At 37.3% G+C, this 19,857-nt stretch carries 17 protein-coding genes; 2 read left to right on the top strand and 15 right to left on the bottom strand.

Annotated features, from left to right (window positions below):
* The first annotated feature begins 223 nt into the window (after positions 1-223).
* Positions 224-631 (top strand): hypothetical protein, encoded by a 408-nt coding sequence (locus tag AC27IJ_RS24855; protein ID WP_312447147.1) that lies wholly within the window; start codon positions 224-226, stop codon positions 629-631.
* 46 nt (positions 632-677) lie between these two features.
* On the opposite strand, the gene AC27IJ_RS24850 is transcribed toward AC27IJ_RS24855, so the two are convergent.
* From AC27IJ_RS24850 to AC27IJ_RS24810, 9 genes are all read right to left on the bottom strand, one after another.
* Complete coding sequence (locus AC27IJ_RS24850) at positions 678-827, bottom strand: hypothetical protein (RefSeq protein ID WP_312447145.1); 150 nt, start codon at positions 825-827, stop codon at positions 678-680.
* 343 nt (positions 828-1,170) lie between these two features.
* Positions 1,171-2,166, bottom strand: coding sequence for a sugar ABC transporter substrate-binding protein (locus AC27IJ_RS24845; RefSeq protein WP_312447143.1), 996 nt, complete (start codon positions 2,164-2,166; stop codon positions 1,171-1,173).
* 27 nt (positions 2,167-2,193) lie between these two features.
* A complete protein-coding gene (locus tag AC27IJ_RS24840; protein ID WP_313257376.1) occupies positions 2,194-3,159 on the bottom strand; it encodes an ABC transporter permease in 966 nt (321 codons plus the stop codon).
* Positions 3,160-3,173: 14 nt separating this feature from the next.
* Complete coding sequence (locus AC27IJ_RS24835; RefSeq protein ID WP_313257377.1) at positions 3,174-4,667, bottom strand: sugar ABC transporter ATP-binding protein; 1,494 nt, start codon at positions 4,665-4,667, stop codon at positions 3,174-3,176.
* Positions 4,664-6,772 carry a BadF/BadG/BcrA/BcrD ATPase family protein gene (locus AC27IJ_RS24830; protein ID WP_487151244.1) on the bottom strand — a complete coding sequence of 703 codons (2,109 nt, stop codon included), beginning with the start codon at positions 6,770-6,772 and terminating at the stop codon, positions 4,664-4,666. The genes AC27IJ_RS24835 and AC27IJ_RS24830 overlap by 4 nt, the downstream gene beginning before the upstream one ends.
* 4 nt (positions 6,773-6,776) lie before the next feature.
* Positions 6,777-7,898, bottom strand: a complete 1,122-nt coding sequence (locus AC27IJ_RS24825) for an ROK family protein (RefSeq protein WP_487151242.1) — start codon at positions 7,896-7,898, stop codon at positions 6,777-6,779.
* A 931-nt stretch (positions 7,899-8,829) separates the two neighbouring features.
* Complete coding sequence (locus tag AC27IJ_RS24820; RefSeq protein WP_312447133.1) at positions 8,830-9,402, bottom strand: nitroreductase family protein; 573 nt, start codon at positions 9,400-9,402, stop codon at positions 8,830-8,832.
* 31 nt (positions 9,403-9,433) lie between these two features.
* Positions 9,434-10,282, bottom strand: coding sequence for a pirin family protein (locus tag AC27IJ_RS24815; protein ID WP_487151240.1), 849 nt, complete (start codon positions 10,280-10,282; stop codon positions 9,434-9,436).
* On the bottom strand, positions 10,266-10,700 hold the full coding sequence (locus AC27IJ_RS24810) for a MarR family winged helix-turn-helix transcriptional regulator (RefSeq protein WP_487151238.1): 435 nt from the start codon (positions 10,698-10,700) through the stop codon (positions 10,266-10,268). Before AC27IJ_RS24810 ends, AC27IJ_RS24815 begins: the two co-directional genes overlap by 17 nt.
* A gap of 694 nt (positions 10,701-11,394) precedes the next feature.
* Between AC27IJ_RS24810 and AC27IJ_RS24805 the strand changes: the two genes are divergently transcribed.
* Positions 11,395-12,156, top strand: coding sequence for a glycosyltransferase family 2 protein (locus AC27IJ_RS24805; RefSeq protein ID WP_312447122.1), 762 nt, complete (start codon positions 11,395-11,397; stop codon positions 12,154-12,156).
* A 10-nt stretch (positions 12,157-12,166) separates the two neighbouring features.
* On the opposite strand, the gene AC27IJ_RS24800 is transcribed toward AC27IJ_RS24805, so the two are convergent.
* From AC27IJ_RS24800 to AC27IJ_RS24775, 6 genes are all read right to left on the bottom strand, one after another.
* On the bottom strand, positions 12,167-14,320 hold the full coding sequence (locus AC27IJ_RS24800) for a glycosyltransferase (protein ID WP_312447120.1): 2,154 nt from the start codon (positions 14,318-14,320) through the stop codon (positions 12,167-12,169).
* Positions 14,321-14,418: 98 nt separating this feature from the next.
* Positions 14,419-14,973 carry a dTDP-4-dehydrorhamnose 3,5-epimerase gene (gene rfbC, locus AC27IJ_RS24795; RefSeq protein WP_312447119.1) on the bottom strand — a complete coding sequence of 185 codons (555 nt, stop codon included), beginning with the start codon at positions 14,971-14,973 and terminating at the stop codon, positions 14,419-14,421.
* Between the two features lie 201 nt (positions 14,974-15,174).
* Positions 15,175-16,260, bottom strand: coding sequence for an acyltransferase family protein (locus AC27IJ_RS24790; protein ID WP_487151235.1), 1,086 nt, complete (start codon positions 16,258-16,260; stop codon positions 15,175-15,177).
* Between the two features lie 10 nt (positions 16,261-16,270).
* On the bottom strand, positions 16,271-17,416 hold the full coding sequence (locus AC27IJ_RS24785) for an NAD-dependent epimerase/dehydratase family protein (RefSeq protein WP_312447116.1): 1,146 nt from the start codon (positions 17,414-17,416) through the stop codon (positions 16,271-16,273).
* Positions 17,413-18,102: an acylneuraminate cytidylyltransferase family protein gene (locus AC27IJ_RS24780; RefSeq protein WP_353097081.1), complete on the bottom strand. Its 690-nt coding sequence runs from the start codon at positions 18,100-18,102 to the stop codon at positions 17,413-17,415. Before AC27IJ_RS24780 ends, AC27IJ_RS24785 begins: the two co-directional genes overlap by 4 nt.
* A gap of 75 nt (positions 18,103-18,177) precedes the next feature.
* Positions 18,178-19,824, bottom strand: coding sequence for a GT99 family glycosyltransferase N-terminal domain-containing protein (locus AC27IJ_RS24775; RefSeq protein WP_487151232.1), 1,647 nt, complete (start codon positions 19,822-19,824; stop codon positions 18,178-18,180).
* Between the last annotated feature and the right edge of the window lie 33 nt (positions 19,825-19,857).

Below are 19,857 nucleotides of genomic sequence, written 5' to 3'. Positions count from 1 at the left end.
ATTACAAAAGATTCATCCGTTCAATCATAAAGAGGTCCGCACGTTTACAGCGTGCGGATCTCTTTTATGCATTCTGCACCAATAATCCGGATGTTTTTGTATACCTTCTATAAACTTACATTTTTTTATATAATTTGCACTTTTTTGCGTTATAATTTGAATTATTTTACGTTATATATTATAGAGGTAGATTGTCTTTATGGTAAAAAAAAGGAGGAGACCGATGAGAGAACTGTCTGTGTACTATTGTCCTAAATGCGGTTACTATGGATATTATCAGCTTCAGCGGAACGCAGTTTGCCCCAAGTGCAGGGAGGATATGGTAACATTATCCATCAGTTATCAGGATTTTATGGATCTCTCCTGTGAAGCAAGGGACGAATTGCTTTCCGCCCATATTATTGCAGCATCTTCTCCCTATGTCCGGCGCCTGCTGGCGCCACACAAAGTCAATAACAACAGGGAGATTATCGCCCGTATGGGGGAACGCATTACCGAATTAGAAATAGAAAATGAAAAGCTGAATAAAACTATTGAATGGATGCACCAAACTATCTGGGAACTGATGCGCAAGACCAAAGGGTTTGATCCCGGTAACGAGGAAAGTTCCAAAACCGGGATCGATCCCTGACTGGGATATTCCCGGGAGTGCCCCCGCACTCCCCGGCTATCCCTTGTCAGGCAACTTCGTCAGCGCTTATGTAACGACCTATCAATCTGTTAAGCGTCTGATTTAACCTTTTAATCACTTTATGGAGTTTTTCATTCTCTTCCATAAGCCTCTCATTCTCAATCTCTATAATCCTTAGCTTCTCAGCATCTGTCATATAGAAAACCCTCCTTTTTTCGCTTTTCTTGTAATCACTATAAGCCGTTTTCTATTGTTTGAAAAGCGAAACAAATCGCAATATTCGACATTTTTTTGTCATTCTTCAATAATTTGACCATATTCTTTCCTAAAAAGAAACGAAAATACTACATCTATTTATTCTATTAAAACAAGGTACAATATGTGCTGTATGGGATTGTCGATAAAATTCGTGAAAAATTGATCACTTTTGATAACATTTTAACGACTAAATGTTACATTTCATTGTATTTTTCTGATATTCAGGGTGTCTATACGTACTTTTTAATCTGTAAGGTCATTTTGCTGATTGGCAGGTAGCCTTACCACTCACCTTTAAAAGTATCTACATTATCTTTATTTACTTCAACCTGTTTAATTTCTGTAACAGGAGCAACTGTTTCACCTTTTAAGAATTTAACTGCTGTTTCAATAGCTACATGCCCTTCTTCAACTGCTGACATATAGGTAGTACCATCAATTAAACCATCTTTAACTGCCTGAAGACCATCAATACTTCCGCCCAGACCGATAACTTTTACAGTATCTTTTAATCCAGCTTCTTTTAAAGCTTGTCCTGCCCCGGTTGCTGAGTTATCATCCTGACAGATTACAATATCAAACTCCGTTTTTTTCTGAATCATGTCTTCTACAATTTTAAGTGCCTGTTCTTTTTCCCAGTTGGATGTTTGATTAAATATAACTTCAATATTGCTGCCTTCAAGGGCCCGTTCTAATCCTTTTTTTCTATTAATCTGTGGTGTTGTTCCCGGAACGCCTTCAATCAGAATTGCCTTTCCGCCATCTTTACCTAACAGCTGTTTTGCAAGTTCCCCGGTTACTGCACCTGTATTTACTTCATTTTGACCTACATAAGATACAAGGCCATCATATTGTCCACTTTCCTCTCCACCGATTGCATTGGTAAATGCAAGAATTGGAATATTTGATTCATTTGCAGATTTTACAATCTTCTCGCCTGATCCTGAATCAACAGAGCATAATGCGATTAAATCCACACCTTTTACAATAAAATCTTCTGCCTGTGCAAGCTGTTTAGAAGCATCCCACTGTGCATCTGCATATTCAATTTTTACGTTATTCTCTTTTGCTGCTGCATCAATTCCTTCTTTTGTAGCTACAAAATAACCTGTCGGACCCGGAAGTAAAACTGCAATTTTATACTCGTCTTTTGCCTCACCTGCTGCCTCTGTTACTGCTGCTGTTTCTTCCTTGGCCGGAGCGGAACAAGCAGTTATACCTGCTGCCATCACCATTGCTAATCCAAGTGCTAATACTTTTTTCATTTGCTTCTTCATAATATTCTCTCCTTTTCTTTTTTGGGCTTAACTTGAAGCCAGCCGTTTTTTACTAAATGCATCTGCTCCCACTGCGATTAATATAATTAATCCTTTAAATATATATTGAAAATACATATCTACACCAAGTAAGTTAAAACTATTATTAATTACGCTCATAAGCAGCACTCCAATGACTGTTTTCAATACAGATCCAGACCCGCCTGCAACAGAAGTACCGCCAATTACTACCGATGCAATTGCATCCATATCATAGCCATCTCCCGCTACCGGACTGGCCGTACCCATTCTGCCTACCAGTACAATCCCGGCCAATGCCGCTAATACTGCGTTGATTACAAATACCTTTATTTTATAAGAGTCTACATTGATCCCATTTAATTTACTGGCCTCTTCATTGCCGCCAACAGAATAAACATATCTTCCAAATCGAGTTTTTGTAAGAAGTACAAAAGCTATGGCAACCGCTGCTGCAAATATGATGACAGGAATCGGAATTCCAGCCACATATCCATTTCCGATGGTATCCAGTACCGGAATTGTTCTTGTAATGGGATAACCTCCGGTAAACATCAGCATGGCACCTTTTACAACACTTACCATAGCCATGGTTGCAATCAGGGAAGGTACATTAATTTTGGCAACTGCAATACCATTAATTAGTCCCACCACTGCACTGATTCCAAGAGCTGCCAAAACAGCGATTGCTACCGGAACCCCATTCCCCATTGTTATCAGTTTCATTGTTACCGCACCTGACAAAGCAGCTACCGCCCCAACCGAGATATCGAAGCTTCCTGATATAATTACAAATGTCATTCCTGTTGCGATAATACCGATGATGGAAGACTGCCGTAACAGGTTTAAGATATTCTTATGAGTTGCAAAGGCCGGAGTTGCAAATGAGATGACCACACACAGCAGAATAAAACCTATTACAACACCATATTCCCGAAAATTCATTTTTTTCAGTACACCCATTTTATTCTTCATATCACACATCTCCTCTATACATCAAAAATCTTATCCATAATTTCCTGAACTGTAAGATTGTCATTATTCAACTCACTAACAATCGTTCCATCTCTGACTACCAGTACCCGGTCTGCAACACGGATCACTTCCTCTAAATCGGACGAAATAAATATGACCCCTATTCCCTGTCCTGAGAATTCCTCTATCGTATGAAAAATGTCTTCCTTAGCCGCAATATCAATTCCTTTGGTAGGTTCATCATAAATAATCAAATCCATATCCTGATTCAGCCATTTGGATACTACAACCTTCTGCTGATTGCCGCCGCTCAGCTCTTTTACCTTCTGTTTTACATTGCTGATCTTAATGCCCAGTTTCTTTACTGCAAATTCAGCGAATTCTATTTCTTTCCCTTTATTTAAGAATCCTGACGTCTTAAACTTTTCAACCTGGACGGCCGTAGAATTTTTATATATTTCCTGTCCTAGTATCAAGCCAAGATGTTTTCTGTCTTCCGGAATAAAACCAATCTTATGGTGAATCGCCTGTTTAGGCGATCTTATCTTTACAACTGTTCCATTTCTTAAAATTTCACCGCGGTCACAATGGTCCACTCCATAAATCAGATTAATGATCTCCGTCCGTTTAGAACCGACCAGACCGGCAATTCCTACCACTTCACCTTTATGGACTTTAAAGGACACATCCTTTATCACATCTCCCCGGCCTAGATTTCTAACTTCCAAAACTGGTTCGCTTGTATAATCTGCATGAAAGGTCTGCTTTTTTCCAGCAATATTGCTGCTATCAATACCAGTCATCAACTGAGTAATCTTTTCTTTTGTAAGGTTCTTTACATCATAGCTTCCGACCATAATGCCATTTCTCATAATGCTGGCGCTGTCACAATTCAGAAAGATCTCATCTAAAATATGTGATATATAGATTATGCTTTTCCCAGCTGCTTTTAACTTTGCTATAATTCCAAAAAGGCTTGCTTTCTCATTATTAGTAAGTGAGGTTGTAGGCTCATCCATGATAATGATCTCAGTATCACAGGATACTGCTTTCATAATCTCTACCATCTGCTGCTTGGCAATGCTCAGCTTAGACACAATCGCATTTGCAGGAATATCAAATGAAAACCGCCGGCAAATATCTTCATATTCTTTTTTCATCTCTTCTTTTTTTAAAAAGACGCCGGAAACCACTTCCCTGCCAAGAAATATATTGTCTATTACCGATAGTGTAGGTACCAGACTTAGTTCCTGATAGATCACACTAATGCCTGATTGCTTTGAATGATAACTGTCCTTAAAATTTATCTTATTTCCTCTTAAGTAAATTTCACCTTTGGTTGGCGCATGAACACCGCCCAGTATTTTAATCAATGTAGATTTTCCTGCACCATTGGCACCTAAAAGAGCTCTGACCTCACCTTTTCCCAATGAAAAGTCAATGTCATTCAACACTTTTACGGCCCCAAAATCTTTATATATGTGCTTCATCTCTAATATCTGATTCATTGCATTTCACCCCTGCCTCCAAAGCAATGGTAGACTGCCTCAATATTTTCTTCAGGTGCCGATAGAATATCCCAGGATAACACAAAGCCTTTAATATTGGTTTGAGACAGACTATTAATAGTATCTTTTATATAATCCGGATCTGCCGGTACAACATCCTTAATTCTGTTTACTTCAATCCCGCAATATACTGGTATATCCATTCGCTCCATGATATCAAGTTCTGATTTCACAAAATCGAGATCAAAGCGGTTATCCCCGCTTGGCTTAATTCCAAGCAGTTGATTAAACTCTCTCCTTACTATATCGGTATCAATGCTAGTAGTACCTGTCAGGAAGCTGTCATATTCAAATGGAAGTCCTGCCGGAGCACAGGTAATCCGATACATCATAGGTTTCATAAAATCTGTTAATCCTTTAAGCCTTGACAGATCCTGTCCGATAAAATGTGTTAAAAAAGGTGATAACACATCCATGCCGATCTTTAGGCCCTGCTCCCGGAAGTAACCGGTAATTTCTTTTAACGAATCATAGATAAAATCTGCTTTACAGTCAAAAAATTTTTTCCAGATCGGATTATCAAACCGATAGCTTCCATCTTCATAAGTCAAGCATTTTAACGGGTGTCTGTCATAACCTTCCAGCCCATCAATAACTTTGTCCATCTCCATCCGTAATTCATCGGCATCCAGTTGTTTTTCCTGATACTTCTTCATACACTCTGGGCAGAAGCAGCTAAACACTCCGGTAATTTTATTGGAAAATGAAGAGTACCTGATTTTATCTAAAAATATTCCATCAAAGCTTATTTTACTAAAATGTTTTTCATAAATATGTTTTACACTCTCTCTGTTTTGTTTTACATTAGGACAATAAAACTCAAAATTTTCTCCGGCATTCAGCCGGTAACTTTTTACTTCCTCACCCCGGAAATCCTGCAGAAAACTTACCGGTTCCAGCAATCCTGTCTCTGAAAAAACTGGCATCCATAAATATAATTCCGCCTGATACATATGTACCAGTAATTTTATCTTTTTATACAGTTCCTCATCAACTGTCCATCCGATAATTACCTTTGTCACCCTTACATTTTCCAGTATTGGTTTTAATTTGCTTTCCACTTCTTCATAAGTAGTCTCTTTATTCAAATATCCTCCGGTGAATACCTGCAGGACAATTTCTTTTTCCTTATCCAGCAGCCGCTGAGCTAACTTTATTCCTCCATAGGATGGCTTATTCTTCTGAACATAAAACTGAATTTCCTGACTAGGAATTAATTGTCTGATTTCTGACGCAAGCAAGTCTTGATAAATCTTGCTTTTTAATACTCCGCCTGAAAAAACAATCTCTGGGGCCTCTGATAAATCCATTTGTTTTACCATACCCACAACCTGATCAGCCAATTGTTTGGCTCCGTCTTTTAATATTTCAATGGATAATTCTTCCTGCTCATCGGCTGCTTTTACAACTTCATAAGCCAGACCTGCAATTTGATTAATATCTTTAATTTCTGTCACAATATATGGAAGCTCTGTATAACTCTCCGCCTGGAAATAGCCTCTGACCTGTTCAAATACAGGTGCATATGGGTAACAGTTATCACAATATAGAAGAGTTCTCTTAAGTATCTCACATCCGATCCAATAGCCGGATCCAATATCACTGAAATGGTAACCCCATCCTCCTGAACGTATGACCTCTCCCTGTTTATCTATCCCGATTACGATTGAACCGGTTCCAGCTATCACTACAATTCCCGGTTCCTGTGTCTGTGCATAAAATGCCAGTACCCCGTCGTTGCATAAATGAACATTGTCTTTTGTAAATCCCAGACTTAAAATCTGATCAAGAATCATCTGATAATCATTATCCGAATCACATCCTGACATTCCAAACACTCCCATCAAAATATTATCAGGCGTAATTTTATATGTCTCTTTTAGCCGTTCGATCCCTGCCTTTAGCTGGTCATAGGATTTATCCAAGCCTACTGACTTGATGCTGGTGGATCCAGTTGTAAAAGTATCTATCATATTACCTTGCAGATCGCTGATATAAAATTCTGTTTTGGTACCTCCCCCATCTACTGACAATAAATATTTCATCTTATCAACCTCGCTTTTTATTAGATAATGAATAGGAAGAAGTGCTTTCCCAAATGCACATACGAATTACACCTTGAATACTGCTTTTGCTTAAATCTGCCGCATTTATAATGGAGGGAACATTGCTTTCATCCACCCAGTTTGCCAGCTCCCGCTCTATCTTTCGACAATCATGTTCCGTCAGACAGCTATGCTTCATAACGATGATTTCAGGGTTCAAAACACAGATAACACTTAACAGGCCTTCGATAATTGTCCGAATCAGCATATCTTTATACAGCTCTTGCTCTGACAATCCGGAGGATTGTTCAATTGCTTCACTGATTAATGATATTTGTGTTTCAAAGTTACCTGTGTATCTGGTCACCTTTCCTTTTATAGGAAAATACTGCTTCACCGGTATGTAACTTAACTCTCCGGCAAAGTTACTGGAACCTTTAAACAGCGACTGGTTAATGATAAATCCTGATCCAATTCCCTGATCCAGATAAATCAAAGCCATATTTCTGACTTTATTATTCTGATACTCTGTATTATAAATTCCCAACGTAGTCAGATTAATATCGTTCTCAAGCAGAACCGGAAGCAGATATTTATCTGATAAAATGCCCGAAATATCTTTCCCTTCCCAGGAAGGGATATTGGGAATATTGGTAATGGTACCTTCCTTTACGACTCCAGGAACACCAATCCCTATGGCTTTTATCTTATGATCACCGCACTTTTCAATGAGACTGTCCAGCGCTGCATATGTATCTTCCATGACCTCTTCATAGATATCCACTCTGGTGGGAAATTCCTGCTCATAAATTAATTCACCGATGGAATCTGAAATGGCTCCAATATAATGATTCTTATAATAATAAAGACCGATATAAAAATTTGATTCATTATTAATTTCAAAGAACTGTGCTCTCCTGCCACCAGTGGATTCGCTGGCTCCACTGACTCTTACTTTTTCCTCCTGAATCAGTATAGCAACTGTTTTATTTACAGTAACCAGACTTAGCTGTGAACGTTTGGCTATCTCCGGTTTTGTGATTGGACCATTGCTGCGAATAATTCCTTCTACCACATCTTTATTTAATAATTTTATTACACTTGGTTTTCCAACCATCTCAGCCATAATTTCATCCGCCTTATACTTACTTTATAAACTTTATTAATTAACTTACTCTTATTATAGCTATTATTATTATTTTTGTCAACTTATATTGATATTTTTGTATAATATATCTTAATTTTGATCGTAATATTTATGCACTTCTTACAGTGCCATCATTTTCTTTATAATTGCTTATAACAGTTCTGTATCCTCATCCGAGGTACTTAAGATAGGCTTCTGGCAGCAAACTTTGATCTGAACTCCCCTTAAGATTATGTCTTTCTATTGGAGGGCCTCCAGAAAAAATGTGTTAAGGATTGCAATTGCTCCTATCCTGCATACAATGACAAGCAGAAATTTTATAGCCTTACGTAGTGATGCAGGTCTTTACGGCATTGGCATTGGCTCCTATATGGTAGATAATTCCTATATGGTGACCATAATGTTATGCGGTTTATCTAATCTGAAGCGGTATACGCATTCAAGATAACCTATGAGATATGCCAGTTCGCAATCCGATTTAAAAACAGCGTTCTGCATATCGCAAAGGTGGATTCCAAAGAAACTACAATAGGAAAGGTGGATTTTCTTATATAAGATGGTAACTTCCTTGAATATTTGCTGTTTCCATCTTTTGCAGCGGAAAAACCATCGTCGCTCTGTCCATCGACGTTCCAGCCTACTGGAATGAGCCGAAAAAGGCCCTGCTGATTAAGGAGGCGCTGAAAAAAGTGCTTATGCCATAGAATATATTTTTTTGAGGATAATTTAGATAGTAATGCGATAAGCTGCTATGATGAGCTTTATAAGTTGGCCAGAAACGGCCGGAAGAAAAAGAGATAAACGGTACCCCTAGTCAAGAACAATAAAAAAGAGAGAGTCTTTTTTTCTGTGTTCTATTATCTGGGGACCGTTTATCCCTATTTTCCAAATTAGAAATGGAAATTAATTATTATTTTTCAATTCGAACCCTTTTGGAGATGTCTTCCTTCTCTTTTAGATCAGGCTCCTTTACAATCCCTCCGAAAGGCATTTGGGCAATCAGCAGATAGCTTTCTGGTAAATCAAACAGTTCACGGACTTTCTTGTCTATAACCGGATTATAGTGCTGTAAGGAAGCGCCGATCCCTAATTCCCTAAGCCCGCTCCAAATGCTTATTTGAAGCATTGCACTGGACTGCATCGCCCATGCCGGAAAATTATCCGCATACAGTGGGAACTGTCCCTGCAATCCTTTTACGACCTCCTGATCGTAGAAATATAGAATCGTTCCTGCACCGGTTTTAAAGCTGTCAATTTTTTCTCTTGGAACCTGGCCCTCAAAAACGTCGTAAATAGAGTCCCATAATAACTCCTGCTTTTCACCTAAAGCTACAACAATGCGGGAGCTTTTCATATTAAACGCATCGGGTACCAGTTCTGTTAATTTTTCAATCCGTTCAATAACTTCGCCAGTTTCAACGGGAAGTTCCTTTTTAATGCTGTAATAGCTTCTTCGCTTTTCTAATGATTCAATAATGCCCATTTTAATACCTCCTAATTTTATTAAAACATTTTTATTTGTTATCATATGACATTTTCTTTTGTAAAAAAGTTCCCTGGTCCAGATCCGCAAAAGCTTTTTGCAATTCTGCTTTCGTATTCATTACGATAGGTCCTCCCCAGGCTATTGGCTCTCCCAGAGGCATTGAGCTTATAAATAATACCTGGGCTGGTTTCTCAGTGCTTATTATCTCAACCTTGTCTCCTAAAGTAAGCTTTGCTGCTGTCTTCTCTCTCACCAGTTCGCCTCCAACTGTGATCTCTCCTGACAAGGTAAAAATCATAACCGAGCGGTTTGGCTCTGTATCTATGATAATAGATGCGTTGGGATCAAGATGGATATCGTAGTAATCAAGGGGAAGATATCTGCCCATGTATCCCTTTCTGTCCTTGTAATGCCCGGCAAGCAGCCTCAGCTTTCCATTTTTAAAATCTATCTCTTCAATCTCAGCATTTTTGATGCTGTGGTAAGAAGGGGCGGTCATTTTATCCTTTGACGGTAAATTCAACCACAACTGCACTCCTAGCATTCGTTCTGATGCGGGCAATTTTTCTTCATGCAGGATACCGGAACCTGCCGTCATCCACTGGACTTCTCCATCGGAAATAGAATCTTCATTTCCTAAGCTGTCCCTGTGAACCATCTGCCCGCGGTATACATAACTGATGGTTTCTATGCCCCTATGAGGGTGCATGGGGAATCCGGCTGTGTACTCATCGGGATTCGTGCTGTCAAAGGAATCCAGCATCAGAATGGGGTCGTACTCCTCCATTGTTTCATGCCCTAATACCCTGACCAGGTTCACGCCGGCACCGTCCTGGGTTCTAAAGCCTGTAACCTGTCTTTTAATCTTTCTCTCCATTAATCTCATCTCCAAACTTTTTTAATAATATTGCCAGTTGTTGTTTTTCTTCATCAGTCCAATGAGCCATTAACTCAATAATCCTGGCTTCATTTCTTGGGTAAACCTGACCAATCAACTCCTGTCCCTGAGCTGTGATATGGAGAATGCACCGCCTTTTATCCTTGCTGTCTGCTTTCCTTATAAGATACCCTCTTTTTTCAAGGTTATTTATAATAAGAGGAATGGTCCCGCTGGAACTTAATATTTTTTCCTGAACCTGACCGATGGTCATGTCTCCTTTGTGGTATAATGCCTCCAATACGGCAAATTGGCCTATGGTAAGTTGGTACTCGGAAAAAATCTTGGTTGATTGACGGTCAATATAGTTTACGGCCCGATGGAGGCCAATTAGGATTTTTAACTCTGTTTTTGCCATTGCATTCTCCTATATTATCTCTATGTAGTTATATATTACTCTATGTAGAGATAAAATGCAAGGGGTTTTTTGATTTTCTATATTTTCTAACTTCTCATAGGCAGACTGTAAAAGATTAATGTAAAAGATATCAAATAATTAAGAATCTGTTGATAAAATATAATGATATAAGTAAAGAAATTATTTTATGATTGGAGGAACCTGGGATGCTGTGGAAAAAAGATAATCAGATGTCGCCCCCATCAACCTGTGTCATAGTTAAAAAGCTGATAGTGGGATTTTGGTATTGAATAAAAAAGACTTAAGGAAGAAATTTAATTGAATTAGTGCTATGGAACTGGTGCTGGTGGGACAGGAAATAGCCTGATTCATGCTTAATAGCAAAAAGTACTGCTGATTGATGATCTAAAATATGTAATAGGCCATGAAATACTAAAAGGGGAAGTTCCAAGGTAACTAATTTCTGGGCAGACATGCTTATGGAAACTATCTGAACATACCCAATTGTGGAGTCGGTATGGAAATGACAGTCCTAATGGAGGCTATTAAAATCCGGAGTAACTTTGTAGAGCAGATCTTCCCACAAAACCAGTTAAAATATTATTATTTCCTTGAAGATACCTTCATTTTTGATTATAATATATTTAGATATCTTAACTGCTTTGCATTATAAATATAATTGATCGGAGCCTTTATGACTAGTATTATTATGCCTGCGTACAATGCTGAACGCTACATTGAAGAATCCATTAAATCCATCTTATCTCAAACCTGTACTGATTGGGAATTAATTATCATAGATGATTGTTCTCACGATCAGACACCTCATATATGTAAAAGTTATACAGAACATAGCGATAATATTCACTACTTTAGAAACCCTTCTAACAAAGGGGTTGCAGAGTCCCGGAATCGTGGTGTCTCTCTGGCTCAGGGTGAGTGGATTGCTTATATTGACAGTGATGATTGCTGGCATCCACAAAAATTAGAACTTCAATTGCGCCTTGCGGCTGAAAAACAAGCCTGTTTTATATTTACTGGATCAGCTTTCATAAATGAAAACAGTGTGTCTTTGGAATATTGCCTACCGGTTCCATTGGAAATCTTCTATAAAGAACTACTAAAACAAAATATCATATCCTGCTCCTCCGTTCTTATCCATAAGGAATTGATGCTCCGTTACCCTATGGAAAATGGATCCGAGATGCATGAAGACTTTGCCGTTTGGCTTAAAATATTGCAGAATGAAAAGATCAGTGCCTATGGCATTGATCAGCCCCTACTGATATATCGTATCAGTTCTACCTCAAAGTCTGGGAATAAAATAAAAGCAGGAATTATGACCTATCGCGTCTATCGCCATATAGGTGTTTCCATAATTCCTGCATGCTATTATTGGATATGCTATTTTTTCCGCAGCTTAAATAAATATAAACATCTTATCAAACGAAACTGAGTTTGTATTGTTATGGGTGAATATCCTTCAATACAACCTCCAGTGCCTGATCTTTGGTGAAGTGATGATTAATAAAATCCCTGGAATGACTCATTAATCTCATCAATTCATCATCATCTCCATACAGCGCAATCACACGATCTGCAAAACTATCATCTGCTTTAGCTATTGCAAAGGCGTCCTCTTCCAGGCTCAATCCTTCTGCACCAACCGGTGTTGTAATCATTGGGCTTTGGTTGTAAACGCTTTCCACTACTTTTCCCTTAACACCCGCTCCATAGCGAAGCGGAACTACAACCAGCCGACATTCCCGATACAATTCTTTCAAACGTTCGTCAGACACAAAACCAAGTAAATGAATGTGATCATTTTCAACAGACTTAACCTCATCAGTCGGATTCGCTCCTACAATGTTCCAAATTATATCTGGATAGACCTCCTGAATTTTGGGAAAAACCTCCTTGGCAAACCACAAGACTGCATCAATATTAGGCGGATGTCCAAATCCTCCTACAAACAGCAGATTCTTTCGCCCCTCTAAAATAGGCTCACAGGTTTCATCCAACGGCTCATACGTGAAAATCGGGATATTGCGCAGCGGCTTTTCTGGAAATTCCTTTTTCAAAACCTCATACTCGTAATCTCCGACCACATAAACCACATCCGCTTTCTGCATAAGGTCAAGCTCCATGGTTTTCCACTTTTTTGAAGACACAAGATAAGACTCATCATGACTCACCTCATATTGGCGATATTCTCTCAAATAATGCAAATCATGACCAAAATAAATTATCTTGCCTTTCGCATATTCTTTCAGCAAATCCATGTACTTTATCGCAATATGAGGACGGTTCACATATATGTAATCATAATAGCGTACATTATCTTTCAGCCATTCTTTACAGTACTTAAAATAGTAATTCCCGTATAATACTTCTATTCCCAACTGTTCCATCTCCTGCGTATATGGCTCTTGAGGAAAGTAATTATCTGGCATAAATGTAACTTTCAATCCCAACTGAAAAAAAATCCGAGTATACATAAATACATTTCTGGCACCGGCATCTTTATCATACCATGGTACTCTGTGATCTATGATAAGGATTTTCTTTTTCATCTGGCTTCGATCACGTGCCAGGAATGGATCTTGTCCATTGGGCAAATGCTCCTTTTCGAGGACATCTTTCCACTTTTCATAAAGCTTCATCTGATTTTCTATCTGATAAGCTTTTAATCCTGATGAAACATCCGTACCATTAGAGATGCCCTCAAAGTGCACCACCACTGAAAGTGGCTGATACACCACCCGATACCCTGCTTTCCGGATGGAAAAAGCGAAATCACTGTCTTCACAATAAGCTGGTACAAAATGCTCGTCAAACCCCCCCAGTTGTTTCCACAATTCACTGCGCACCATCATAGATGCCCCAGAAATATAATCGACTTCTTTTACATAATGATATTCTGGCAGTGCTGGATTATTCCCATGTCCATAATTCCATGCACTTCCATCTTTCCACAGGATTCCACCAGCTTCCTGCAGTCTCCCATCCGGATACACCAACCTGGAGCCTGTCAAGCCAATATCCAGATTTTCCTCCAATAATTGTACCAGTGGCTCCAGCCATCCTGGCTGTACCTGCGTATCATTGTTTAAAAACAGATAATACTTTCCTCTGGCAAACTCTGCTGAATAATTACAATTTTTCAAAAAACGTAAATTTTTATCTGTTCGGACTACACGAATATTCTTTATTACTTTTTCAATTTGTGAGGTCAAATCTGTGGAGCAATCATCAGCCAGAATAACCTCATATGAAACATTGCCAGAATGTTCTGCAATTGCTCTCAGACAACTGTACGTGTACGCAAACTGATTATAAACCGGTATGATGATTGATACAAGTGGTTCAACTATTTTAGGTAATGCAATTGGAGGATATCCCGTAATATCATTCTCATATATATCCTTTTTAATAACTAAATCCAACTTCAAATCGGCTCCCATCAATAACCGTTCATCCAGAATCCTGGATACACCCTTTAATCCGCCATGCCGCAAATAATATAGTGCTCGCATGATTTTTGATGGTTTCATGTAATACAATGCCTGTTGTGGGTGCTGTATTAATTGACTTATCATATTCAAAAAAATATTGTTCATAATAATGGCCTTCCTGTTGTTTTCTAAATGCATTTTCTAAATAACCAAGCACTTTATTATACCAATAATGAGGTCTCAAGTGAGACCTCATTATTACATCATAATCTAACAGTATCACGAATTCCCAACCACTTCTGGTCTTTCTCTGATATGATTAACTGCATATCATTTTCAACTGGCCAATCAATCCCTATTTCCGAATCATTCCACAGGATTCCACCCTCGTCACCTGGATGATAAAAATCTGTACATTTATATGCAAACTCAGCCTCGTCAGATAAAACAAGAAAACCATGTGCAAAACCTTCTGGAATATAAAACTGTTGTTTATTCTCAGCCGTCAGTTCAACACCAAACCATTTTCCATATGTATTAGAATCAGTTCGTAAATCCACTGCTACATCAAATACAGCACCACGTATGCAGCGAACCAATTTGCCTTGGGGAAACTGTTTCTGAAAATGAAGACCACGAAGTACCCCTTTTACTGACATAGATTGGTTGTCCTGAACAAATATCATATCCAGACCAGCTTCTCTAAAATCATTCTGATTATAAGTTTCAACAAAGTATCCACGCTCATCCCTATACACCATTGACTCAATTACACAAAGTCCTTCAATCTCACATTTTGTAACCTTTATTTTTCCCATTTGTCCCTCCTCATTTTTCATTAATTCTACTTAAATCTAAACACCATAAATCGTCCGATAGATACACATATCAAATATATATTACAGTTTCCAATCTAATTTTCCCTACTATTTCTTACAATTTACAGTTCTCTACCGCTCATAATAGTAACCTTCCTGATATTTTCCAGCAATCTTATCCTTTTGCTTCCATTCCTGCACTCAGATGCATTCCTTTTTTGTTATCCATAAACTATTTTTGAAAAGGCCAACAGTTTTGACTAACAATACTGAAACTACTCCAGTTATTATGAGATAAGCAATAAACAGTAAATATAGTATGCGTTTTGGCATATTAGATAAATCAAATCCTCTTACCAAAATGTATGTTATTTGGTGATGTACCAAGAAAATTGCATATGTATATTTGGAAATATCAATAAAAATGGTTCTCAATCTTAAAGATTTAACACTAGGTGCTAAGTATGCTAGAATTGTAAAAACACAAGCACTCATTACAATTTGGTAAGTAAGATCTCCTAAATAACTTACAACAAAATCAGCATGTATATAAAAAATAATACCGACAATAAATGCTATTCCGATACAAAAAAGCCGTTCCTTCCTAGATTTAATTTTTAAATACTTCACAAAAAACATTCCAAATAACAGTTCTGGAATACGCAAGAAAACACTGACCGAACTACTTATAATCGGAATTGTAATGAGATTATTGAAAATTATATAGGTTATTAACACTAACAAGGTTACAACTATCGGCCTTTTTCGCACACCATAATCAATTGCTAGATAGATAACGTAAAGCAAAACTATACAACCTAGAAACCACTCTCCAACTAGATAAAATCCTCCTAGCCCTTCAATTCCTAAGGCAGTCATATAAGCGTCAGCTCCTGCGAGAGAAAGCACCATATTCCTAAGTGGGGCATCTGTCATACTCTTATATGTCAACAAATTATACAAGCAAAAGGCAATCCAGGCAATCCAGAACATAGGATAAATACTGATAAAACGTTTTTTATAAAAAACAAGCAAATCTCTAAAACTTCCTGCACAACCTTGGGGATAGGTAATACTAAGAGCTGCACCTGTCAGCATAAAAAACATACTTACACCAAGTCCGCCCAGATACAAGTGTTTAAAGATATAATTGGGAAACACTGCATTGGGATATACAAAAATCCCATTAAACCACCCACTTAATGTTGCGTTAAAGTGTATGATTAGCACACACAAACAAGAAAATACTCTTATAAAATCTAGGTCAAACCGTCTTTCTTTAATCACCTATTTCACCTTATAATCCCTTCCTTATATACATGCCTGCCAGCTCCATTTCTTTCAAGGAAGCCTCATAACCACTATTATCAGACTCCTGTCCTTTAACCCATGCAGTAAATTCCCGCAGTCCATCTTCCAAAGAAACAGACGGTTTGAATCCCAGTAATTTCTCTGCCTTTTTTATATCTGCAATATTATGTGCGATATCTCCAACACGAAAATCCCCAGTTATGCAAATTTCCGATTCGCTTCCGTATAATCGCTTTAATGTTTCTACAATTTCTATTACACTGGTTCCTACACCACTCCCCAGATTAATTATTTCACCATTCGTTTCCTTCTCACCCAAAGATTTTATAACAGCGGACGCTACATCTTCCACATTTATAAAATCTCTGCTTTCCGCTCCATCCTCAAATACATTTACTTTCTTATTATCAAGAAGCAGTGTCGAAAAGATTGACAAAATTCCTGTATAGGGGTTCTTCAAGGATTGTCCTATCCCATAAACATTCTGAAAGCGAAAAATCATATATTCAATCTGCTTTGCTTTACACATTGTTTCCACCATCTTTTCCTGCGCATATTTAGTAAATGCGTACAAAGAATTAGGGGCAATCTTACTAGCTTCATCTGTTGGAACCGTTTGCAATCTTCCATTACAAATCGGACAGTGCATTGTGAAGTCTCCTGTTTTCATATCTTCTACTTTTCTGACTTCTGGATATACAGTTTTATGAACTGGGCACTCATATTTTCCTTCTCCATACACAGAACGTGAAGACGCCAGAATAAATTTCTCAAGTTTCACTCCTGTGGCAGAAATTGCCTGAAAAAGATTAGAAGTCCCCATGATATTCACTTCATTATATTGGTTAATCTGATACATCGACTGCCCTGTACCTGTTTCTGCTGCCAGATGAATAATATAATTACAGTCTTTAACTACCTGTTCTACTAACTGATAATCCCTAATATCTCCCCTAATAAAATGGCATTTATCTGCAATACCTTTATACAGATAGGACTCCTCTGTCTTTTTCCCATGAATTTGCTCCGTAAGCGCATCTAATACCACAAGCTCATTGCACTTATCTTTTGATAATTCATTAATAATTGCGTTACCAATAAATCCCGACCCACCAGTAATCAAAATTTTCATTTGCAATTGTCCCTTCTTTCATAAAAACAATTCCCCCAATAGAACTTCCCAACAAATTCAGCCATTTTCAAATCTTCTTCTGTATTAATATCAACGGCTTCAAATTTATTAACACAATAAATATAAGGCTTTCTTCCAATTCTCGATTTATATTTTTTTAAAGATTCCGATGAAATACCATACATTCCAGTTGTTTCTTCCATGACTGGAACCAAATCTTGTGAGCGAGGCAAAACATCCGGTCTATAATTAACAGGTAAGTTATTAAGCCAATAAAAGCCGTGATTTGGTACTGCTGTAAAACACGAATCAAACTCTTCACTATTTAGCATAAAGTTAGCACAATTTCGAATGCTATCGGGTTGTAAATATGGTGCTGTAGCAAATAGCTGAAAATAATAGTCATATTCTGGATGAAGTTCTTGTTGATAAACCAACAAATCATTTCCATTCGCTGTGTTTTCAGCCAATCTAGGCTCTCTATCAATAACTTTAACACCTAATTCATTCGCATATTTCTTTATTTCTTCGCTATTAGTATCAACATAAACATCATCAAAGCATTGTGCCTCAATAGCATTCGTAATGATGTATTCATATAACTTTTTTCCATTTAAAACCCTAAAATTTTTACCTAAGACTCGTTCAGAATTAGATTTTATAGGTATAAAACATGCATTTTTCATAGAACTCTCCCTTCTGTAAATGACGCTGGGGTATACCTCTGGCATCTACTCAGACGAACCTGTCACTCAATCCATTTATACTTTTCTTTTCAATAAATCTGCAAACTTTCTAAAAGGTTTTGATTTGTAAGATGTAGATTCTAAAATCTCACGATACAATGCTTCTTTTTCACCACACAGTTGCTCTGCATCTTTCAACTTCACATTCATTATTGTATTTAAATTATTGAGTTCTTTTAGGCTGTCAATATTCTTTTTATTATTTACTTGCAACAGATTAGATTCATTTTCTAGTAGGCTGTATTTCTCTTTAAGCTGTGCTAATTCTTCATTTAGCTCTTTATTTTTTTCCTTAACACATTCCACTTCCTTAAATAATTCACTATTTATTTTAGTTTGTTCTTTCTCCTTATTTAAAGTGTGGTTCAATTCAATTTGAAGCTCTGCTACTGGTGTTAAGTTACCCTTTGGCATTACCTTCAAGTATTCTTTATTCAACCTTGACTGTAAAATCAGTTCCAATCGGTTATCCGATGCTGCTAATTCTTCATATGTCAGACCATAATCTCTCAAATAATAATCCAAGTTTAATTTATACATTTCCAATTCTGAATCTAACGTAATTGCTTTCCTTATATAATTAATATCCTTCAATAATTCCAATGGAGCCAAGCAACAAAATGCTATAAAATTCAATTTAATATTATCTGGTAATTCATCTGTCAATTCTTTTAATGATGAATTACTAATAAATGAATATTGAGACCAACCCAAATCATATGCCGGAACCCCATAGAGAGCAGCTTCAAAAGTTACATTAGAACCTGCAGTTACAACTCGTTTACACTTCTGAATAAACTGAGCTGATGTGATTCCAATTTTCTCAATATTAGGAAAGTGAGGAGTTCCGTCTAGGGGATCTCCCGGATGCTTCTTTATTATTATTTTATCATTTGAGTACCATTTTCTCACCAACATCAGCTCCTCTGCCAATGTTATCTGATTAAAAGCACTGCTAGCTTGAGGGATACTATAACCACCCAAAATACCAAATTCATACTCTTTCGGTATATGTGTATTTAAATAGGATAATTTATCTTCTCTTAAAAAGAGGGCTAGTATTTCTTTCGATTCCAAAACCAATACGGGTTTTTCTGTGAACTCTATATTAAATTTAGCAAATCTACTTTCAAATCCAGCTTTTCCCTGCAATCCACTTTTCGACCAATAAAAAGTATTTCTATAATCAGGAACTCTTAATCCCAATTCAAAATAAAAGGTTGGAACATTTAACTTGTGGGCTAAATCCTCAAAGCATCTATAATATCTAAATAGTATTAGACCTTCAACAGCTTTTCCCTCTTTCAATATTATAGAACTTAATCTTTCATATAAATACTCTACTAATTCAGTCCATTTATCTACAAATGAATTTACATATGCATCTGTTCGTGAAGGAAATTGTTGTCTGTAATTGTTTATTATGTGTTCTGGAATTTCAACAGGAATAATATTTTCCAGCACGCCTTCAGTATCCAAAGGGACATCATACAATTCACTAAATGAATCTGGAACTTCAAATATCTTATATATATCAAAATATTCTTTTTGTGCCACAACAGGCCACTTGTAGCCTTTTCCTATGGAAGCCAATTTATGGAACGCCCACATAAAAGATGCTTCTGCCGTAGGATCCAACGTCATGATAATAGGGATAAACATATTTTTTCCTATATGATATCTTCAGATACTGAT

The sequence above is a fragment of the Lacrimispora sp. YZC11 genome, from assembly GCF_057543815.1.
The sequence above is the reverse complement of the archived record's forward strand: the minus strand, read 5'-3'. Positions and strand labels throughout refer to the sequence as shown.

What these genes read in the sequence shown, in the direction of transcription:
- AC27IJ_RS24855 (WP_312447147.1), top strand. Translation starts at nt 224, where the DNA reads ATGAGAGAACTGTCTGTGTACTATTGTCCTAAATGCGGTTACTATGGA.
- AC27IJ_RS24845 (WP_312447143.1), bottom strand. Translation starts at nt 2,166, where the DNA reads ATGAAGAAGCAAATGAAAAAAGTATTAGCACTTGGATTAGCAATGGTG.
- AC27IJ_RS24815 (WP_487151240.1), bottom strand. Translation starts at nt 10,282, where the DNA reads ATGGAGAGAAAGATTAAAAGACAGGTTACAGGCTTTAGAACCCAGGAC.
- AC27IJ_RS24830 (WP_487151244.1), bottom strand. Translation starts at nt 6,772, where the DNA reads ATGAAATATTTATTGTCAGTAGATGGGGGAGGTACCAAAACAGAATTT.
- AC27IJ_RS24820 (WP_312447133.1), bottom strand. Translation starts at nt 9,402, where the DNA reads ATGGGCATTATTGAATCATTAGAAAAGCGAAGAAGCTATTACAGCATT.
- AC27IJ_RS24835 (WP_313257377.1), bottom strand. Translation starts at nt 4,667, where the DNA reads ATGAATCAGATATTAGAGATGAAGCACATATATAAAGATTTTGGGGCC.
- AC27IJ_RS24805 (WP_312447122.1), top strand. Translation starts at nt 11,395, where the DNA reads ATGACTAGTATTATTATGCCTGCGTACAATGCTGAACGCTACATTGAA.
- AC27IJ_RS24810 (WP_487151238.1), bottom strand. Translation starts at nt 10,700, where the DNA reads ATGGCAAAAACAGAGTTAAAAATCCTAATTGGCCTCCATCGGGCCGTA.
- AC27IJ_RS24840 (WP_313257376.1), bottom strand. Translation starts at nt 3,159, where the DNA reads ATGAAGAATAAAATGGGTGTACTGAAAAAAATGAATTTTCGGGAATAT.
- rfbC (WP_312447119.1), bottom strand. Translation starts at nt 14,973, where the DNA reads ATGGGAAAAATAAAGGTTACAAAATGTGAGATTGAAGGACTTTGTGTA.
- AC27IJ_RS24780 (WP_353097081.1), bottom strand. Translation starts at nt 18,102, where the DNA reads ATGAAAAATGCATGTTTTATACCTATAAAATCTAATTCTGAACGAGTC.
- AC27IJ_RS24775 (WP_487151232.1), bottom strand. Translation starts at nt 19,824, where the DNA reads ATGTTTATCCCTATTATCATGACGTTGGATCCTACGGCAGAAGCATCT.
- AC27IJ_RS24800 (WP_312447120.1), bottom strand. Translation starts at nt 14,320, where the DNA reads ATGAACAATATTTTTTTGAATATGATAAGTCAATTAATACAGCACCCA.
- AC27IJ_RS24825 (WP_487151242.1), bottom strand. Translation starts at nt 7,898, where the DNA reads ATGGCTGAGATGGTTGGAAAACCAAGTGTAATAAAATTATTAAATAAA.
- AC27IJ_RS24785 (WP_312447116.1), bottom strand. Translation starts at nt 17,416, where the DNA reads ATGAAAATTTTGATTACTGGTGGGTCGGGATTTATTGGTAACGCAATT.
- AC27IJ_RS24850 (WP_312447145.1), bottom strand. Translation starts at nt 827, where the DNA reads ATGACAGATGCTGAGAAGCTAAGGATTATAGAGATTGAGAATGAGAGG.